Source organism: Vagococcus luciliae (assembly GCF_024637875.1).
Taxonomy (GTDB): Bacteria; Bacillota; Bacilli; order Lactobacillales; family Vagococcaceae; genus Vagococcus; species Vagococcus luciliae.
On sequence record NZ_CP102451.1, the window covers coordinates 819498 to 838063 of the forward strand.

The 18566-nt window shown below is 34.8% G+C and carries 20 protein-coding genes, 1 pseudogene and 1 other annotated feature (1 of these 22 only partly in view); of the genes and pseudogenes, 15 read left to right on the forward strand and 6 right to left on the reverse strand.

The genetic code is table 11. The features are described from left to right. Window position 1: 1 nt before the first annotated feature. Both G314FT_RS04260 and G314FT_RS04265 read right to left on the reverse strand, forming a co-directional pair. The gene (locus G314FT_RS04260; protein ID WP_257702202.1) at window positions 2-757 is read right to left on the reverse strand and encodes a phosphopantothenoylcysteine decarboxylase domain-containing protein; all 756 of its coding nucleotides are present in this window, start codon (window positions 755-757) and stop codon (window positions 2-4) included. 15 nt (window positions 758-772) lie between these two features. After that, a complete protein-coding gene (locus G314FT_RS04265; protein WP_257702203.1) occupies window positions 773-1405 on the reverse strand; it encodes an NAD-dependent epimerase/dehydratase family protein in 633 nt (210 codons plus the stop codon). 147 nt (window positions 1406-1552) lie between these two features. Between G314FT_RS04265 and G314FT_RS04270 the strand changes: the two genes are divergently transcribed. The 12 genes from G314FT_RS04270 to G314FT_RS04325 all read left to right on the forward strand — a co-directional run bounded on the left by G314FT_RS04270 (window position 1553) and on the right by G314FT_RS04325 (window position 13143). Next, window positions 1553-2353 carry a TIGR00282 family metallophosphoesterase gene (locus tag G314FT_RS04270; protein ID WP_257702204.1) on the forward strand — a complete coding sequence of 267 codons (801 nt, stop codon included), beginning with the start codon at window positions 1553-1555 and terminating at the stop codon, window positions 2351-2353. A gap of 24 nt (window positions 2354-2377) precedes the next feature. Then, entirely contained in the window at window positions 2378-2761 is a 384-nt protein-coding gene (locus G314FT_RS04275; RefSeq protein WP_257702205.1) for a YlbF family regulator, read from the forward strand. A gap of 12 nt (window positions 2762-2773) precedes the next feature. Next, window positions 2774-5368 carry a DNA mismatch repair protein MutS gene (mutS, locus tag G314FT_RS04280; protein WP_257702206.1) on the forward strand — a complete coding sequence of 865 codons (2595 nt, stop codon included), beginning with the start codon at window positions 2774-2776 and terminating at the stop codon, window positions 5366-5368. 15 nt (window positions 5369-5383) lie between these two features. After that, window positions 5384-7309, forward strand: coding sequence for a DNA mismatch repair endonuclease MutL (gene mutL, locus G314FT_RS04285; RefSeq protein ID WP_257702207.1), 1926 nt, complete (start codon window positions 5384-5386; stop codon window positions 7307-7309). 14 nt (window positions 7310-7323) lie between these two features. After that, entirely contained in the window at window positions 7324-7875 is a 552-nt protein-coding gene (locus G314FT_RS04290; RefSeq protein ID WP_257702208.1) for a Maf family protein, read from the forward strand. Beyond that, window positions 7872-8306 (forward strand): peptide-methionine (R)-S-oxide reductase MsrB, encoded by a 435-nt coding sequence (gene msrB / locus G314FT_RS04295; protein WP_199500912.1) that lies wholly within the window; start codon window positions 7872-7874, stop codon window positions 8304-8306. Before G314FT_RS04290 ends, msrB begins: the two co-directional genes overlap by 4 nt. 111 nt (window positions 8307-8417) lie before the next feature. Next, window positions 8418-9035, forward strand: a complete 618-nt coding sequence (gene ruvA / locus G314FT_RS04300) for a Holliday junction branch migration protein RuvA (protein ID WP_257702209.1) — start codon at window positions 8418-8420, stop codon at window positions 9033-9035. A 15-nt stretch (window positions 9036-9050) separates the two neighbouring features. Beyond that, window positions 9051-10064 carry a Holliday junction branch migration DNA helicase RuvB gene (gene ruvB / locus G314FT_RS04305; protein WP_257702210.1) on the forward strand — a complete coding sequence of 338 codons (1014 nt, stop codon included), beginning with the start codon at window positions 9051-9053 and terminating at the stop codon, window positions 10062-10064. Window positions 10065-10144: 80 nt separating this feature from the next. Then, entirely contained in the window at window positions 10145-11179 is a 1035-nt protein-coding gene (queA, locus tag G314FT_RS04310; protein ID WP_257702211.1) for a tRNA preQ1(34) S-adenosylmethionine ribosyltransferase-isomerase QueA, read from the forward strand. Between the two features lie 17 nt (window positions 11180-11196). Beyond that, window positions 11197-12342, forward strand: a complete 1146-nt coding sequence (gene tgt / locus G314FT_RS04315) for a tRNA guanosine(34) transglycosylase Tgt (RefSeq protein ID WP_257702212.1) — start codon at window positions 11197-11199, stop codon at window positions 12340-12342. A gap of 83 nt (window positions 12343-12425) precedes the next feature. Beyond that, the gene (gene yajC, locus G314FT_RS04320) at window positions 12426-12791 is read left to right on the forward strand and encodes a preprotein translocase subunit YajC (protein WP_257702213.1); all 366 of its coding nucleotides are present in this window, start codon (window positions 12426-12428) and stop codon (window positions 12789-12791) included. Between the two features lie 178 nt (window positions 12792-12969). Beyond that, a complete protein-coding gene (locus G314FT_RS04325) occupies window positions 12970-13143 on the forward strand; it encodes a hypothetical protein (RefSeq protein WP_257702214.1) in 174 nt (57 codons plus the stop codon). A 13-nt stretch (window positions 13144-13156) separates the two neighbouring features. Here the strand turns inward: G314FT_RS04325 and G314FT_RS04330 are convergent, their stop codons facing one another. The 3 genes and pseudogenes from G314FT_RS04330 to G314FT_RS04345 form a co-directional block, all read right to left on the reverse strand. Continuing rightward, window positions 13157-13300 carry a type 2 periplasmic-binding domain-containing protein gene (locus tag G314FT_RS04330; protein ID WP_257702215.1) on the reverse strand — a complete coding sequence of 48 codons (144 nt, stop codon included), beginning with the start codon at window positions 13298-13300 and terminating at the stop codon, window positions 13157-13159. 27 nt (window positions 13301-13327) lie between these two features. Next, window positions 13328-13863, reverse strand: a pseudogene (locus G314FT_RS10535) (transporter substrate-binding domain-containing protein). Between the two features lie 42 nt (window positions 13864-13905). Then, entirely contained in the window at window positions 13906-15858 is a 1953-nt protein-coding gene (locus G314FT_RS04345) for a heavy metal translocating P-type ATPase (RefSeq protein ID WP_257702218.1), read from the reverse strand. A gap of 309 nt (window positions 15859-16167) precedes the next feature. On the opposite strand from G314FT_RS04345, the gene G314FT_RS04350 reads away from it, so the two are divergent. Then, window positions 16168-16347 carry a hypothetical protein gene (locus tag G314FT_RS04350; RefSeq protein WP_257702219.1) on the forward strand — a complete coding sequence of 60 codons (180 nt, stop codon included), beginning with the start codon at window positions 16168-16170 and terminating at the stop codon, window positions 16345-16347. A 53-nt stretch (window positions 16348-16400) separates the two neighbouring features. On the opposite strand, the gene G314FT_RS04355 is transcribed toward G314FT_RS04350, so the two are convergent. After that, window positions 16401-16967 carry a GNAT family N-acetyltransferase gene (locus G314FT_RS04355; protein ID WP_257702220.1) on the reverse strand — a complete coding sequence of 189 codons (567 nt, stop codon included), beginning with the start codon at window positions 16965-16967 and terminating at the stop codon, window positions 16401-16403. 228 nt (window positions 16968-17195) lie between these two features. On the opposite strand from G314FT_RS04355, the gene rplK reads away from it, so the two are divergent. Next, window positions 17196-17618 (forward strand): 50S ribosomal protein L11, encoded by a 423-nt coding sequence (rplK, locus tag G314FT_RS04360; RefSeq protein ID WP_165865474.1) that lies wholly within the window; start codon window positions 17196-17198, stop codon window positions 17616-17618. Between the two features lie 104 nt (window positions 17619-17722). After that, window positions 17723-18412: a 50S ribosomal protein L1 gene (gene rplA / locus G314FT_RS04365; RefSeq protein WP_257702221.1), complete on the forward strand. Its 690-nt coding sequence runs from the start codon at window positions 17723-17725 to the stop codon at window positions 18410-18412. 47 nt (window positions 18413-18459) lie between these two features. Then, window positions 18460-18566: a sequence feature (ribosomal protein L10 leader region), on the forward strand; it runs 21 nt beyond the window's last position.

Below are 18566 nucleotides of genomic sequence, written 5' to 3' on the forward strand. Positions count from 1 at the left end.
TTTATTCCTCCTGTTTAATGATATTTAACAGACTATTAGCAATGTCTTGTTTTGTTTCACATCGCTCTTTAATACCTATTTGATTAATGATGAGAGCTTGATGTTGAGTAGTTGAAATATGTTCTAAATCATTTGCTACGATATAGTCAGCTTTATTTTTTTCAATACTTTCTTTTGCTGCTGTTACTAGGTCTATTTCTGGGACACCCACTAATAATTTAAATCCAATCAGCTGAGTGGTTGGTTGCCACTTCTTAATAGAATGAATCACTTTAGGTGCTTTTTTTAACGCGATAATCAGTTGTTCAGAGGTTGAACGAATTTTTTTCTCTTTATTTGTTACAAATTGATTAGATATTAGTGTTTCTTTAATTAATGTCTCAAGATTTTCTTTTGTTGCAGGTTGTTTAGTTGTAATGACATCGGCTAGTTGTTTGGCAAGATTAACTTCTGATGTTGTGTAATCAAGCTCATAATCACTGACAGCCATGCTATGAATGACAGTGTGAATGGTATGAGTAGTTAATAAATCATGCATCGTTTTTTCTAAATCTCTGACAGAAGAAATAGGATAGTTATGAATATTATCTTTATCTGGTAAAACAGCCCTTGGCCCATGAACATAAAAGATAGTATGGACATGCGGACTTAGCGTTTCTGCTATGACTTTTCCTAAAGAACCTGTGGCGTGATTGGTTAGATTTCTAACCGAATCAATGGCTTCAGATGTTCCTCCTGCAGTTATTAAAATATTCACTTCAGACAGCTCCTTTTACTGTGTTAAATCAACATATTTACTTTGTTTATCCGGTGTACTAATAATGTTCAAAATAGTTTTTGAAAGTTTGTCTACATCAATAGGATAGACTTGTCTACACCAGTACGATAAAAGAGGCAAGCTAGAACCTAATTTTAAAGCTATTGCTTGCATTTGTTTAAACCGCTTCTTTTTTTGTGTGACTAGACCAGAGTAGACAATCGTGTTGACATTTGGTTGAGCTATTAAATAGCTTTCAGCTTCTTTTTTAGCCTTAATATAGCCAAATGGTCCTAATTTAGCTGATAAAAATAAATAAGGAACATAGTGAGATGATGCCCATTGGCTGATAATTTTATTTGGTTCAATGATACTATTTTGATAGGTTTGCTTGTTTGATGGGAGTAATATTCCAATTAAATTAATACAATAGTAGATATTTTGTGGAAGTTGTTTTTGCCAAGTGTCATGGTCTACTACGTCGCTTGCAATCCAAGTCATGTTCGCATGATGTATCCAGTCTTCATTTAAACTAGGTTTTCCATGCGTTGAAATGCTATAGACGTGATATCCTTGAATTAAAGCCTTCTGGCAAATGTTTCTTCCAATAAAACCGCTTCCGCCAAAGATAAGTAGAGTGTTTGACATACTAACGACATCCTTTCAATAAACACTATTTTTATCATTTTAACATAAAAATAATAGAATGAAAGATAGAAAAAACTTCGATTTCTTTTATTTAGGTTTGAAACTTGTTAAAATATATTGGTAGCTAATTAGAAAAGAGGAAAATAAATGCGTTTATTATTTGTTGGAGATGTCGTTGGATCATTAGGGAGAGAAACCTTAGGTACTTATCTTCCAAAATTAAAGAAAAAATATCGTCCCCAGGTGACCATTGTCAATGGTGAGAATGCCGCAGCAGGACGTGGGATTACAGAAAAAATATATAAAGAAATATTACAAGATGGGGCAGACGTGGTAACGTTAGGTAATCATGCGTGGGACAACCGCGATATCTTTGAGTTTATACAGGACGCAAAAAAAATGGTTCGACCAGTGAATTTTCCAAAAGACACAACACCTGGACAAGGAATTGTCTATGTTAAAGTGAATACGATTGAGTTAGCCGTCATTAACTTACAAGCAAGAACGTTTATGACACCAATAGATGATCCATTTGATGTTATTGATAAATTAGTCGAAGAAGCATCACAAAGAACATCTCATATTTTTATTGATTTTCATGGAGAAGTAACGAGTGAAAAACAAGCAATGGGTTGGTTTTTGGATGGGCGTATTTCAGCGATTGTTGGGACACATACACATGTTCAAACAAATGATGCTCGTATTTTGCCACAAGGAACAGCCTATTTATCAGATGTTGGAATGACTGGTCCATATGACGGTATTTTAGGTATGGAAAGAACAGCTGTTATTGAAAAATTTCGTACTGCTTTACCACATCGTTTTGAGGTAGTCGCAAGTGGGCGCTCAATCTTATCTTATTGTGTGATAGATATTGATGATAAGACAGGAAAAGCGAAAAAAATAGAAGCAAGTACCATTAGTGCAGACAGTCCATTTAGAGAATAATGTGATAAGAAAGGAGCTTTTATGATGGCGAAAAGAGAAGTCTATGATACACAAATAAATGAGTCTTTATCTATCTTGTTAGAGGGTTTAGGAAATCACGACACCATAAAAGCTTATAAAAAAATAGAGAAAAAAATAGATGAGCATGATGGGTTAAAAGAAATGGTGGAACAAATCAAACAGCTACAAAAAGAAGCAGTGAAATTTGCTCACTATGACAAACCAAATGCTGAAAAAGAGGCGTTAAGACAAGCCGATGAACTGCAAGAAACGTTTGATAAACATCCTCTAGTACTTGAATATAGAGAGTGCTTAGTTGAAGCCAATGATTTGTTACATCATTTAACGTCTTTATTGCAATCGCAAGTGAACGAGTCATTAGAAAAGTTATTAAATGAAAAAGAGTAGGGAAGTGATTGTATGCCACAAAAAACAAAACATACGCCAATGATGGAGCAGTATTTTGAAATCAAAGCGCAATATCCAGACGCTTTTTTATTTTATCGTTTGGGTGATTTTTATGAAATGTTTTATGAGGATGCAGAAAAGGTATCTCAATTATTAGAATTAACGCTAACTAGTCGAAATAAAAATGCAGAAAATCCGATACCAATGTGTGGGGTGCCACATCATTCTGCTGCCAATTATATTGATATTTTGGTTGAAAAAGGGTATAAAGTGGCAATTTGTGAGCAAGTTGAAGACCCTAAGACCACAAAAGGTATGGTGAAACGTGAAGTCGTACAGTTAGTTACACCAGGGACTGCATTAGGAAAGCAAGAAACAGATGCAAAGCAAAATAATTTTTTAACAGCGATTGTCTACGATGAGGTTAGTGGTCACTATGGCTTTTCTTATACGGATTTAAGTACAGGGGAAATGAATGTTGCCACATTGCTAGATGAAGAGACAGTTCAAAATGAGTGTAGTGGGTTAAGAACGAAAGAAATCGTAATCGGAAGTGACTTGCCACATTCGTTACTAGAGTGGTTCGAATCTCAATCGATTGTTCAGTCACCTCAAACAATAGGCGAAATAGAATCTGAATTTAGCTATCTAATGGAAAAAGTAGAGGACGAATTAGCTAAGTTATCCATTCAGATATTATTGACTTATCTTTCTACGACTCAAAAACGTCAATTAAGTCATTTGCAACAAGCACAGGTTTATGAGCCAAGTCATTTTTTAAAAATGGATTATTATTCTAAATATAATTTAGAGTTAACCCAATCTATTCGCTCAAAGGATAAAAAAGGCACATTGTTATGGTTACTTGATGAAACTCAAACAGCCATGGGAGGACGACTATTAAAACAATGGATTGATCGTCCGTTATTGAAGCTATCAGCTATTAAAGAACGACAAGAAATGGTCGAAATTTTGACTCAAGCTTATTTCGAGCGAATGGATTTAAAAGAATATTTACGCCATGTCTATGATTTAGAGCGATTAGCTGGACGTGTGGCTTTTGGGACAGTGAATGGTCGTGACCTACTTCAGTTAAAACAATCACTTGAACAAATTCCGATGATTCAATCCATTATTCAAGGATTAGATAATGGTCAGTTTGGTACATTGTTGGAACAAATTACACCAATGGATGACTTAGTTTCGATTATTAGTGAATCGATTAATGAAGAAGCCCCTTTATCGATTACTGAGGGGAATGTCATTAAAGATGGATTTAATGACGAGTTGGATAAATACCGTGATGCGATGAAAAATGGTAAACAGTGGTTAGCCGAAATGGAAGCCAAAGAACGCCAAGCAACAGGCATAAAAACATTAAAAATTAAATTTAACCGAGTATTTGGCTATTTTATTGAAGTGACAAAAAGTAATATTCAAGATGTACCAGTTGATCGGTATGAAAGAAAGCAAACATTAGCCAACGCAGAAAGATATATTACACCTGAGTTGAAAGAGATGGAAACACTCATTTTAGAGTCACAAGAAAAATCACAAGAATTAGAATACCGATTGTTTTTAGAAGTAAGAGAAACAGTCAAAGAGTCAATTGAACGGTTGCAGTCACTCGCAAAATCTGTGGCAACACTTGATATTTTACAAGGATTTGCTGAGATTAGTGAAACGTATCAATACGTTCGCCCAGAAATGACAACGAATCAATCAGTTATCCAGGTAGATAATGGACGACATCCAGTTGTTGAAAAAGTATTAGGTAGTCAAGAATATGTGCCAAATGGTATCGAGATGGATAAAGACACGATGATTTTACTAATAACTGGACCAAACATGTCAGGAAAAAGTACCTATATGAGGCAACTAGCTCTAACAGTTATTATGGCTCAAATTGGCTGTTTTGTCCCCGCTGAAAAAGCTATTTTACCAATTTTTGATCAGATTTTTACCCGAATTGGAGCATCAGATGATTTGATATCAGGTCAAAGTACATTTATGGTTGAAATGATGGAAGCAAATCAAGCATTGCAGTATGCAACACCAAATAGTTTGATTTTATTTGATGAGTTAGGTCGTGGAACTGCAACGTATGACGGAATGGCATTAGCTCAAGCGATTATCGAATATATTCACGAATATGTGGGAGCTAAAACTCTTTTCTCTACGCATTATCATGAAATTACAACACTTGAACAAGAATTAAAAGGTGTTAGTAATCGTCATGTGGGAGCAGTGGAAGAAAATGGTGAAGTTGTCTTTTTACATAAAATGATGGAAGGTCCAGCCGATAAAAGTTACGGGATTCATGTGGCCAAATTAGCAGGATTACCAACGAATTTATTGAATCGGGCATCTGATTTATTAGAAAATTTTGAGTCACAAGCAGTCCATACAACAGAAGCTAGTGATACGGATATTATGACTGAAAAAGAAGAGTCATTAACAGAAGATGTGTCTCAATTAACCTTGTTCTCAGAAGAAAGACCGGAATCGGTTGAAGTAGTGAACGATATTAAAAAATTAAATTTATTGAGCGTAACGCCACTCGAAGCGTTAAATATTTTATCTGAATTACAGAAAAAAGTGCAGTAAAAGGAGGCTAAAAGCATGGCGAAAATTGAAGAGTTATCACAGATTTTAGCAAACCAAATTGCTGCTGGTGAAGTAGTGGAACGTCCTGCTTCAGTCGTTAAAGAATTACTCGAAAACTCGATTGATGCTGGTAGTACGAAAATTGATATTTTTATTGAAGAATCAGGATTAAAGAAAATTCAAGTGATTGATAATGGGGAAGGAATAGCTTCAGATGACGTGTTAAATGCCTTTAAGCGACATGCTACCAGTAAAATTCATACACGTGAAGATTTGTTTCGTATTCGTTCACTAGGATTTCGTGGTGAAGCACTACCAAGTATCGCTTCAGTATCTGAGGTGACACTTGAAACATCAACTGGTGAAGAGGGAAGCTATCTTTTCTTATCAGGAGGTGTGGTGAAAGAGCATAAATCCCATTCATTGCGTAAAGGAACTAGTATAACGGTTGAAAATATCTTTTTTAATACACCAGCTAGACTAAAATATGTTAAAACATTACAAACAGAGTTAGCTAATATTGGTGATGTAGTCAATCGGTTAGCTATGAGCCATCCAGATATTTCTTTTTCATTAACGAATGATGGTCATCGAATGTTACGAACACTAGGAAGTGGCGATTTAAAACAAGCGATTGCCGGTGTTTATGGTGTTAATACAGCAAAAAAAATGATTGAAGTATCAGGGGATGATTTGGATTTTAAGCTAACAGGTTATGTGTCTTTACCAGAAGTGACACGAGCTAGCCGTAATTATATCTCACTCATCATTAATGGTCGTTATATCAAAAATTTTATTTTAAATAAAGCAATCGTGTCTGGCTATGGATCAAAACTGATGGTGGGTCGTTTTCCAATCGCGGTATTATCCATTCAGATGGATCCATTGCTTGTTGATGTGAATGTTCATCCAACTAAACAAGAAGTTCGCCTAAGTAAAGAAAAAGAACTCGTTACGCTAATTGAAACAAGCATTGCTAAAGCGTTGGGTGAGGAAGTGTTGATTCCTCGCGTGAATGATAGCAAACCATTTAAAAAACAAGTTGAAACGGTTAAAGTAGAGCAACAACAATTACCATTTGAGCATTCAGCTAAACCACTAGAGCGTGAACAACAAATTCAAGATACCAATTTAGCTTATGATTCATTGACAGGTGAATTTTATTTAAAAAATAATGAAGAAAAAGAACTATTTAAAGAAGCAAAAGATTACACAAATGGTGTCTCAGAAAAATTAGATGATGCGAATTATACGCAAGAGAGTGACATAGAATCAAATACTGTTTCTCATGAAGTGATTGAAGAAGTGGTTGATCTACCAAAAACTGATACGCAAGAAACACCAACGCACAGTTTTCCCCATTTAGAATATTTTGGTCAAATGCATGGCACCTATTTATTTGCCCAAAGTGATGAGGGACTTTATATTATTGATCAACATGCCGCTCAAGAACGTATCAAGTATGAGTATTTTAGAGAAAAAATAGGAGACGTTGGGGAAGATAAACAACAACTCCTTGTGCCGATTATTTTAGAATACTCAGTAGATGATTACATAAAGATTAAAGAAAATCTATCGGTGTTTGAAGAAGTCGGGATTGAGTTAGAGGATTTTGGACAACAGAGTTTTATTATCCGTTCTCATCCAACATGGTATCCAGTTGGAAAAGAAGAGTCGACCATCCGTGAAATGATTGATATTTTCCTAGAAGAAGGAAAAGTTGAAGTGAAATCTTTTCGTGAGGCTACAGCAATTATGATGAGTTGTAAGCAATCAATTAAGGCCAACCATCATTTGGATGAACGTCAAGCACGAGCCTTATTAGACGAGTTAAAAACATGTGAAAATCCGTTTAATTGTCCGCACGGTCGCCCTGTGTTGATTCACTTTACCAATCAGGATATGGAAAAATTATTTAAACGAATTCAAGAGCCACATTAGAAAGGAAGACGTACATGATACTAGCGTCAGCATCACCTAGAAGAAAAGAGTTATTGTCATTTGTGACAAGTCATTTTACAATAAGCCCAGCCGATATAGATGAGACGGTCAATTTAGATGAATTACCCAAAGATTATGTTCGTCGCATGGCCAGAGAAAAAGCTAAAGAAATTGTTAAACTTTATCCAAATGAAACAGTAATTGGGTGTGATACAACAGTTGTGTTAGATAATGACATTATGGGGAAGCCGATTGATGAAAAAGATGCTTACTATATGTTAGAAAAACTAAGTGGTAAGACACATAGCGTAATGACAGCAGTCTGTGTGATAACCCCTGAAGAAAGATATGAACACATTGAAGAAGTGGAAGTAGTGTTTTATTCACTAGATAAAGAAGATATAAATGGCTACATTCAAAGTGGCGAGCCGATGGATAAAGCAGGTGCTTATGGTATTCAGGGTAAAGCAAGTGTGTTTGTTAAGGAAATTAAAGGAGATTATTTTTCAATCGTTGGCTTACCTGTAGGGTATCTAAATCAATTATTTAAACAATTAGGAAGGTGAATGAGTTGGTAAATAAAGATGAATTAAAAGAACAATTAACTCCCTTACAATATCAAGTAACACAAGAAAATGGAACAGAACGCCCGTTTTCAAGCGAATACGACCAATTTGATAAAGATGGCATTTACGTAGATATCGTTAGTGGGGAACCATTGTTTTCTTCAACGGATAAATATGACGCTGGATGTGGGTGGCCATCATTTACAAAGCCTATAGCAACATTAAAAGAACTTGAAGACACTACGCTTGCAAGAGTACGAACTGAAGTAAGAAGTTCTCAAGCTGATTCTCACCTAGGCCATGTGTTTCCTGATGGACCACAAGACAAAGGTGGACTAAGATATTGTATTAATGGTGCTGCTTTACGTTTTGTTCCAGTTGAAGATTTAGAAAAAGAAGGCTATGCTGAATATTTAGCACTGTTTAATTAATTAGAGCTTCCCATATTTATGGGGGCTTTTTTTAGTGATTAAAGCATAGGATAATTGTCTGGGATATGGTACAATTTTAGGGAACATGCGTACGTGAAAGGAAGAAAACAAGTGTATGAATACATTAAAGGGACAGTGACATTCACTAGTCCGTATTATATAGTGGTTGAAACAAATGGATTAGGCTATCAAATTGCGGTAGCTAATCCATTTCGCTATTCAGCCTATTTAAATCAAGATGTGACGGTTTATTTGCATCAGGTCATTCGTGATGATGCCCATTTGCTTTATGGGTTTGCCACACTTGAAGAAAAGCAATTATTTTTAAAACTAATTAGTGTCTCAGGAATTGGACCAAAAAGTGGATTAGCGATTATGGCATTAGATGATCATGCTGGGTTAGTTCAAGCAATCGATGCTCAAGATGCAACATATTTAACTAAATTCCCAGGAGTTGGGAAGAAGACAGCGCAACAAATGATTTTAGATTTACAAGGAAAATTAGATGATGTTGAAATAGAAGGATCTGAGACGATCGCTATTTCGACACAGGAAGATTTATTTGTAGTTGAGCCAACTCAACAATTAGATGAAGCAATCGAAGCACTTAAAGCTCTTGGCTATTCTGAAAGAGAAATCAAAAAAATCAAAAAAGAGCTTGAGAGCTATCAAGATAAAACAACGGATGAGTATTTACGTATTGGATTGAAATTATTAATGAAAAAGTAAGGAATGATAAAGAAGATGTCAGAACAAGAAGAAAGACTTGTCTCTTCTGAAACACTATATGCAGAAGAAGTGGTGGAAAAGTCACTTAGGCCAACACGATTGTCGCAATACATTGGCCAACAAAAAGTGAAAGAAGAGTTGACAATTTATATTAAAGCAGCAAGGCAACGAAAAGAAGCTTTAGACCATGTCTTACTTTATGGGCCACCTGGATTAGGTAAAACAACCATGGCGATGGTCATTGCAAATGAAATGGAAGTTGGTATTAAGACAACGAGTGGACCAGCTATTGAAAAACCAGGCGATTTAGTGGCAATACTAAATGAGTTAGAACCAGGTGATGTCCTATTTATTGATGAAATTCATCGTCTACCACGTGTGGCGGAAGAACTTTTGTACTCAGCTATGGAAGATTTTTATGTGGACATTATGATTGGACAAGGTCCTACCTCTCATCCTGTTCATTTTGAGTTGCCACCATTTACACTAGTGGGTGCAACGACACGAGCAGGGATGCTATCAGCTCCTTTGAGAGATCGCTTTGGAATTATTAGTCATATGGAATATTATGAAGAAGAGGATTTAAAGGAAATTATTATTCGTTCAGCAGATATTTTTGATGTGGTGATAGAGGAAAGTGGTGCGTATGAAATTGCTAGACGTTCACGTGGCACGCCACGTATTGCCAATCGTTTATTAAAACGTGTGAGAGATTTTGCTCAAGTCACAGGAGAAGGTGTTGTGACAACACCCATTGCAGATGCAGCATTGAAAATGTTGCAAGTTGATGATAAAGGACTTGATCATGTCGATCAAAAATTACTTCGTGCCATGATTGAGCTATATAACGGGGGACCTGTTGGGCTAACTACTATTGCCGTTAATGTCAGTGAAGAACGTGAAACAGTAGAAGATATGTATGAACCTTACCTTATCCAGAAAGGGTTCATCAAACGCACACAACGAGGACGTGTTGTAACAGAATACGCGTATCAACATTTAGGTTATCCTTATAATCAAAATAGTTAAGCTATCTTGACTGTTTTTATTTATGAGTAAAAGTGTTAAAATACAACGGGAGATAGAACAGAAAGGAAACAGGTGAGTATATGACATTAAAAACCTCTGACTTTGATTTTGATTTACCAGAAGAGTTAATAGCACAAACACCACTAGAAAATCGTGCGGCATCAAAGTTATTAATATTAGATTCGAAAACTGGAGCAATTGAGGACACACAATTTCCTGCAATTATAGATGAATTAAATGAAGGAGATGCTCTTGTTATGAATGATACAAGAGTTCTTCCTGCAAGGCTTCACGGAGAAAAACCTGATACAGGTGGTCATTTAGAAGTTTTATTGTTAACGAATACAACAGGTGACACATGGGAAACCTTAATTAAACCAGCCAAACGTGCCAAAAAAGGTACCGTGATTTCATTTGGAAATGGGGCATTAAAAGCAGTCGTTGAGGAAGAACTAGAACATGGTGGTCGAATGATTACTTTTTCTTATGATGGTGTCTTTTTAGAGATTTTAGAATCTCTTGGAGAAATGCCATTACCACCATATATCAAAGAAAGATTAAGTGATAATGATCGTTACCAAACTGTTTATGCGAAAGAAAATGGGTCAGCTGCAGCACCTACTGCGGGACTGCACTTCACACCAGATGTTTTGAAAAAAATTGAAGACAAAGGTGTTAAATTAGTGTATTTAACGCTTCATGTTGGATTGGGAACATTTAGACCAGTCAGTGTGGATGATGTGGAAAATCACAAAATGCATAGTGAATTTTATCGTTTAACCAAAGAAGCAGCAGATACTTTGAATGAAGTCAAAGAACAAGGTGGAAAAGTTGTCGCAGTTGGGACAACGTCTATTAGAACACTTGAAACCATTGGGACAAAGTTTGATGGAACATTGCAAGAAGATAATGGATGGACAGATATATTTATTAAACCAGGTTATGAATTTAAAATAGTCGATGCATTTTTAACTAATTTCCACTTACCAATGTCAACATTGATTATGTTAGTCAGTGCGTTTGCCGGAAAAGAGAACGTCCTACATGCCTATGAGCATGCAGTAAAAGAAAAATATCGCTTCTTTAGTTTTGGGGATGCGATGTTTGTTAAATAAAGAAAGAGAGAAAAGACATGACAGAACCAGCAATTAAATACCGATTGATAAAAAAAGAAAAACATACTGGCGCAAGACTAGGTGAAATTATTACTCCTCATGGAACATTCCCAACGCCAATGTTTATGCCTGTTGGAACACTTGCGACTGTAAAAACAATGGCACCGGAAGAATTAAAAGAGATGGGTGCGGGAATTATCTTAAGCAATACGTATCATCTATGGTTACGTCCCGGTGAGGATATCGTAGAAGGAGCAGGTGGACTGCATAAATTTATGAACTGGGATCAAGGAATTTTAACTGATTCTGGCGGATTTCAAGTCTGGTCACTATCAGACATGCGACAAATTGAAGAATCTGGTGTTCATTTTAGAAATCATTTAAATGGCTCTAAAATGTTTTTATCACCTGAGAAAGCTATTCAAATTCAAAATAAATTAGGCCCAGATATTATGATGAGTTTCGATGAATGCCCGCCATTCCATGAAAGTCACGATTATGTAAAAAAATCAATTGAGAGAACATCACGTTGGGCTGAACGTGGACTAAAAGCTCATCAAAATCCTGATAGACAAGGACTATTTGGGATTATTCAAGGAGCTGGGTATAAAGACTTACGTGAACAAAGTGCACGTGAATTAGTCGGGTTAGATTTTCCAGGGTATTCTATCGGTGGGTTGTCAGTAGGGGAACCTAAAGAAGAGATGAACAAAGTTCTTGAATATACCACACCACTTATTCCAGATAATAAACCACGTTATTTGATGGGAGTTGGGACACCTGACTCATTAATTGATGGCGTGATTCGTGGTGTTGATATGTTTGACTGTGTGTTACCAACACGTATTGCACGAAATGGAACATGTATGACAAGTCAAGGTCGATTAGTTGTAAAAAATGCGAAGTACGCTGAAGACTATCGCCCAATTGATGAGAAATGTGATTGCTACACTTGTCGAAATTACACACGAGCTTACATTCGTCATCTTATTAAATGTGATGAAACATTTGGTATTCGTTTGACGTCTTATCATAATTTGTATTTCTTATTAAATACAATGAAACAAGTCAGACAAGCGATTATGGATGATAACTTATTAGAATTTAGACAAGCATTTTTTGAAGAGTATGGTTTTAATAAAGAAAATGCCAAGAATTTCTAAAATTTATAGAATTTTTGTAGTTAAACAATTAAAAATTTGTTACAGTTATAGTTGAGTGAATTAAGAAAGAGGTGAACTAAGTTATGCAAACATTGATACCATTGATATTGATTATGGGTGGGATGATGTTTTTTATGAGTCGTTCTCAAAAGAAACAACAAGCTCAACGTCAACAATTATTAGATAGTATGCAACCTGGTAGTGAAGTTGTGACTATTGGTGGACTATATGGAATCGTTCATGAAGTAGATAAAGAAAAAGGCACAGTAACTCTTGATTGTGAAGGAATTTATTTAGAATTTGAACGAGGAGCAATTAAAACAGTTAAAGCTCCTACAGCACCTACATCTAATGAACCAATAGAGGATACTAAGTCAGAAGTTGAAGTAACTGAAGTTGAAGTGGTTGAAGAACCAGTAACTGAAGAAGAAAAAAAAGATAACGAATAGAAATGAGGAAATAACACTTTTTTTAAGTGTTATTTTTTTTATAAGAGGAGTGAAGCTAATATGACCAACCAACTTGTATCAGTTGTTGTGTTAAAAGAAAGGCTAATTAATCAAATAAAGGCTAATTAATCAAAAAGCGTTGTACGATTCACCGTTATTTGAAGAATCTATTTGTTTAATGGAATTAGACAATCAACAAACAAAAGAAAAAATGATTGAATACATTCAAAAGACATTAAGTTCTGTTGAAACGAGTTATTTTAATCAATTTAATGAAGAAATTAGTTCAAAAATAGTCAAGATAGAGGAGTTACTTCATCTTTGTATTTTTTTATTAAATCTTCGTCATTAATTTCCTGGATGGATTAATTAATCTGTTTTAATAAATATGGAAAATTTTTAGGTAAAGCAATGGCTGTTTCTTTGTCTGAATCGTTAATTTCGATATCTGCAAACATCAATGAGTCATCTGGTGTTAGATAAGTTTCAGCAACCGGTTCTTCAATCACAGCTGCATCAATCTTACTTTGTTGGGGTTATAAAATAAGGTCTGGTATGTTTTGTAAAGACACAGTATCAGCTTGTATTTCTTTACTAGATAGCCTCTCTTGTTTTGTTTGAACTTGTGCTCCAACTTTTACCCTTTCTAGGGATTCTAAGGAATTGTATTTGTTTTGATTGCTTTTTCTAATGACAATTTTTTGTTGAACAGTCATGTAAGAATTTGAGAAATCAACTTCTTTTAATTGCTCTGGTGTGGGTGTCATGCCAGAAATAATTACGTCGATTTTCCAGTTTTAAGAGCACCTAATAACGCGTTAAAACTGTATTCTTCAATTTTTAATTTAACTCCCATATCTTTTGCAATCTTTTCAGCAATTAAAATATTGGTCGCTACAATTGTATCTTTTCCGTCAATTGTAGCATGGAATTCATAGGGTGCATAAAAGACAGAAAGACCGACTGTAATTTCCCCTTTATCTTTTATTTTTGTAAGTAGGGAAGGAATCCGTTGACTCAGCAAAAACGGTGGATGAAATAAAAAAGTAACCAATTTATACAAAAATACCAAGAAATCACATGTTAAAGTGTTTCTTGGTATTGAGTAGACTATTTAATTTTTTAAAGGTGATAGAAGTCTTAAACCATTGAATAAAACAACCAATGTACTACCTTCATGGGCTAAGATACCTATTGGTAAATTCATTTGTCCGAAGATATTAAGTATCACAAGTAAAGCGACAACACCCATAGAGAAAATAATGTTTTGTTTAACTACTTTATCTAATTTTTTAGATAAACGGTAAGCATATCCTAGTTTGTCTAAGTCATTTTGCATTAAAACAACATCTGCCACATCAATGGCAACATCTGTCCCATCACCCATAGCCACACCAATATCAGCTTTTACAAGAGCTGGTGCATCATTGACCCCATCACCAACCATGGCTGTTAAACCATATTTGTCTTGAAGTGAGCTAACAATTTGTGATTTATTTTCAGGTAGAACATTTCCTGCAACTTCGTCAATTTTAAGCGTACTTGCAACCGCACGACCAGTACGTTCAGCATCACCGGTGATCATTGTAGTATGAATATTATTTTCTTTGAAGTAAGCAACAAGTTGTTGTGCTTTTGGATTTGGTAAGTCCATCATAGCGATTAACCCAATGACAACATCATCTTCAGAGAATAAAACCACAGTTTTTCCTTCTTCAGCATATTTTCTTTCAAAAGATTCAATATCTGAAGAAACGTTTGTAAATTGAGAAGCCTTCCCGATTTTGTAAGTATGTCCTTTATAAGTTGAAACTAAACCTTTTCCAATTTGATTTTCTATTGTTAACGGAATATCATTTACAATTTCAATTGATTTGACGATAGCATTTGCTAAAGGATGGTTAGCTTGTTTTTCCATGGCTACAATTAAATCAGTATAGAAAGTTTCTTCATTAGTAATTTCGCCAATGAAGTGTACATCTGTTACTTTAGGTTTTCCTTCAGTCAAAGTACCTGTTTTATCAAATGCAATGGCTTGAATTTCAGAAAGGTTTGAAAGGTAAGATCCACCTTTAAATAGTACGCCACGTTTGGCTAAGTTTGAAATAGCAGATAGTGTTGCGGGTATATCACTTGCTGCTAAGGCGCAAGGAGAGGCTACGGTTAAGAATACCATTCCTTTATAAAAACTATCATACCAAGTCATATTGAAAATCAAAGGCATTAATACAATGTATAAGAAGACAAGTACCATGACGCTTGTTACATATTTTGGTTCTAGTCGTTTAATTTTTGTTGCAGTTTTAGATAGATTGGATTGTGATTCATTAACTAGTTGCAATATTTTAGCAAACACAGTGTCTGAACTATCTTTTGTTACAGCCATCGTGATTGTTCCATCCCCGTTGATTGTACTACCAAAAACAGTGTCACCAACTGTTTTTTCAGCTGGAATACTTTCTCCATTTATCGAAGATTCATCAATAGATGTATAACCAGAAAGAATGGTTCCATCTGTTGGGATTTGTTCGCCATTTAATACTTTTAAATGATCTCCAATTTTTAAATCAGCTACATCAACAGTTTTTGTTGACCCATCAGAAAGAATTAATTTTGCATCAGTAGGATTCATTTTCATCAAAGAAGTAATTTCTTTTTTACTTTTATTTTCCACGTAATGTTCTAGAAAATGTGCGGCAGCAAAGATAAGAATTAACAGAGCCCCTTCAGTGTAGTCACCAATAATCGCAGCACCAATTGCTGCAAGTGACATCAAAACATGGACATTTGGAGTAAATTTTTTAAGGCGTTTTGTTTCGTTAATAGTATCTTCAAAACCTTCAATCATAATGTGGTAACCTGAGAGAACAATGGTTGCTAAGGCAAGAATTGTTTTAGGAGTACCTGTTGGTAAAAATAAACTAATGATAAAAGTTGCTAAACCAGCAAAGAAAAGTACGACTGGTAAATTACCATGGTTATGATCATGAGATTGTCCTTTAGAATGGTCATGAGAGTGGCTACAATTTTTATGATTATGTTCGACAGTTTGGTGTGATTGGGTCATCTTATCCAGCTCCTTTTTTATATAAGTGAATATTCATATGATTAATTATTCATATATAAATTATAGCTCCTTATTCCAAAAAAAGCAAACAAAATATCAATAACTTTTTGAATAAGCGTTAGAATGTCTATTAATTCTATTTTTTAACAAATGGTGTTATTATAAGGATATGGATATGAGTAATTGATAGTAGTAAATAGATGATTTGCTAAGTGTTTTAAAATAGTTTTATTTAGTGTCTAAAAGTTTACTCGAATCAAGTTTATATCCAACTGTTGAAAAGTTAAGGAATTTTAAGGAGGAAGGACAATGAACGTGGTCGAAAAAATTAATAAGAAAATTGTTGAATTAAAAAAAGAAGAAGAACGCTTAGTGACTAAACGTTTGTCTGAATTAGGTAATTCCATAAATTATATTGAGAATGAAATAGAAATTCAACGATGCAATGCACAGATAGACATTTTGCAAGAATTATTAGAAGAAATTTAAAAATAGTCTAGACTTTAAAAGTCTAGACTATTTTTTATTTAGTTGTTAAGACATTAAAGATTCTTTTGCAAATGTTCATACTCATGTCCAGCAATATTCGTTTCACCAATTTTTTCGAAGCCGTTATTTAGATAGATTCTTTTAGCATTATCATTAATTTTATCTACATTCAGTCCAATAGTAGTAAGACCAGTTTGCTTTGCCAAATTAGGTAGTGAATTAAGGAGTTCTTTAGCAACCCCTTGTCCTCGAAATAGTGGAGAAGTAACAAGCGTATCCAAGTACCACTCGTTATCAAATGCCTCTTCTTCAGTAAATAAGCGATACTCTTGTGACAAATTATTTTGTTCAAGTATATCGTAAAAACCGTCATCAATTGTTTTTTCGTGGTGATAAGGATAACCAAAGGCAATACCAGCAATTTGCCCATCTATCTCTTTCACGATAGCATTTTTATAGCCGTAACGATGTGTTGGTTTATCTATATAAGCAGAAACTAACAGGTCTTTTACTTCCTTATCTGAAAGTTTTTCAAAAATATCTAATTCCATATCTTTTAAGACAATCATAACCAAGTCGATAGCTTGGCTAGCATCTTCTTTTTGTGCAAAGCGAATCATGTTGAATCGTTCCTCCTAGTGTATAATAAGTACTGTTACTATATCACGCACTTACTATAGTAGCAACTTTCTAGAAATAAAAAATACAGATTAAGTATTGATTATTTTTCAATTTGTAGTATAATTTAAAGGTGCGTGTAATACACGTATTTCTTTTTTATTTAAAGTGTGGGAGGAGAAATTTCCATCTCCATTAAACCACATCACGGACTTAAGGAGGTATGTCTCGTGGCAAAGAAAGTTGAAAAATTAGTTAAATTACAAATTCCTGCAGGGAAAGCAACACCAGCTCCACCAGTAGGTCCAGCATTAGGTCAAGCGGGTATTAACATTATGGGATTCACAAAAGAATTCAACGCTCGTACAGCAGATCAAGCTGGTTTAATTATTCCAGTTGTAATTTCTGTATATGAAGATCGTTCATTTACATTTATTACAAAAACACCACCAGCTGCAGTGTTACTTAAAAAAGCAGCTAACGTAGAAAAAGGTTCTGGTGAACCAAACTCTAAAAAAGTAGCATCAGTTACTAAAGATCAAGTAAAAGAAATTGCTGAAACTAAGATGCAAGACCTAAACGCAGCTGATATTGAAGCAGCTATGCGCATGGTAGAAGGTACTGCACGAAGCATGGGTATCACTGTAGAATAATTTTCTACAGCGACTCTTGAAGTAGCTTCTCAGTCGATTTATATTGAAAGATATAAATGCGTGGGAGGTACAACCGTTATAACCACAATCAAGGAGGAAACAAAATGGCTAAAAAAAGTAAAAAAATGCAAGAGGCATTGAAAAAAGTAGATGTAACAAAAGAATACTCTGTAGCAGAAGCAGTAGCTTTAGCTAAAGAAACAAACATTGCTAAATTTGACGCAACTGTAGAAGTTGCTTATCGTTTAAATGTAGACCCTAAAAAAGCTGATCAACAAATTCGTGGAGCTATGGTTTTACCTAATGGTACTGGTAAAACTCAATCTGTTTTAGTTTTTGCTAAAGGCGAAAAAGCTAAAGAAGCAGAAGCTGCAGGAGCTGACTTTGTTGGTGAAGCTGACATGGTTGAAAAAATTAAAGGTGGATGGTTTGGTTTTGACGTAGTCGTAGCTACTCCAGACATGATGGCTCAAGTTGGTCAATTAGGACGTGTATTAGGACCTAAAGGATTAATGCCTAACCCTAAAACAGGAACAGTTACTATGGACGTAACAAAAGCTGTTGAAGAAGTTAAAGCAGGTAAAGTAACTTACCGTGTAGACAAACAAGGAAATGTTCATGTTCCAATTGGTAAAGTATCATTTGATGATGCTAAATTAATTGAAAACTTTGAAGCGTTAAATGATGTTATCCTAAAAGCTAAACCAGCAGCTACAAAAGGTGCTTATATCCAAAACTTAACGATTACAACAACTTTTGGACCTGGTGTAAAAGTTGATAAATTTTCATTTTAATTAATAAAAAAACAGTTGACCTAGGTAACTGTAAATGTTATAGTTATCTAGGTTAAAATATTATGCCGAAGACAGTAGGTGGTTCTAGAACCTTAATTTCCTACCGAGGACAATGATTAATACAATCAATAGTCCCTCTATGTCAACGGTGGCA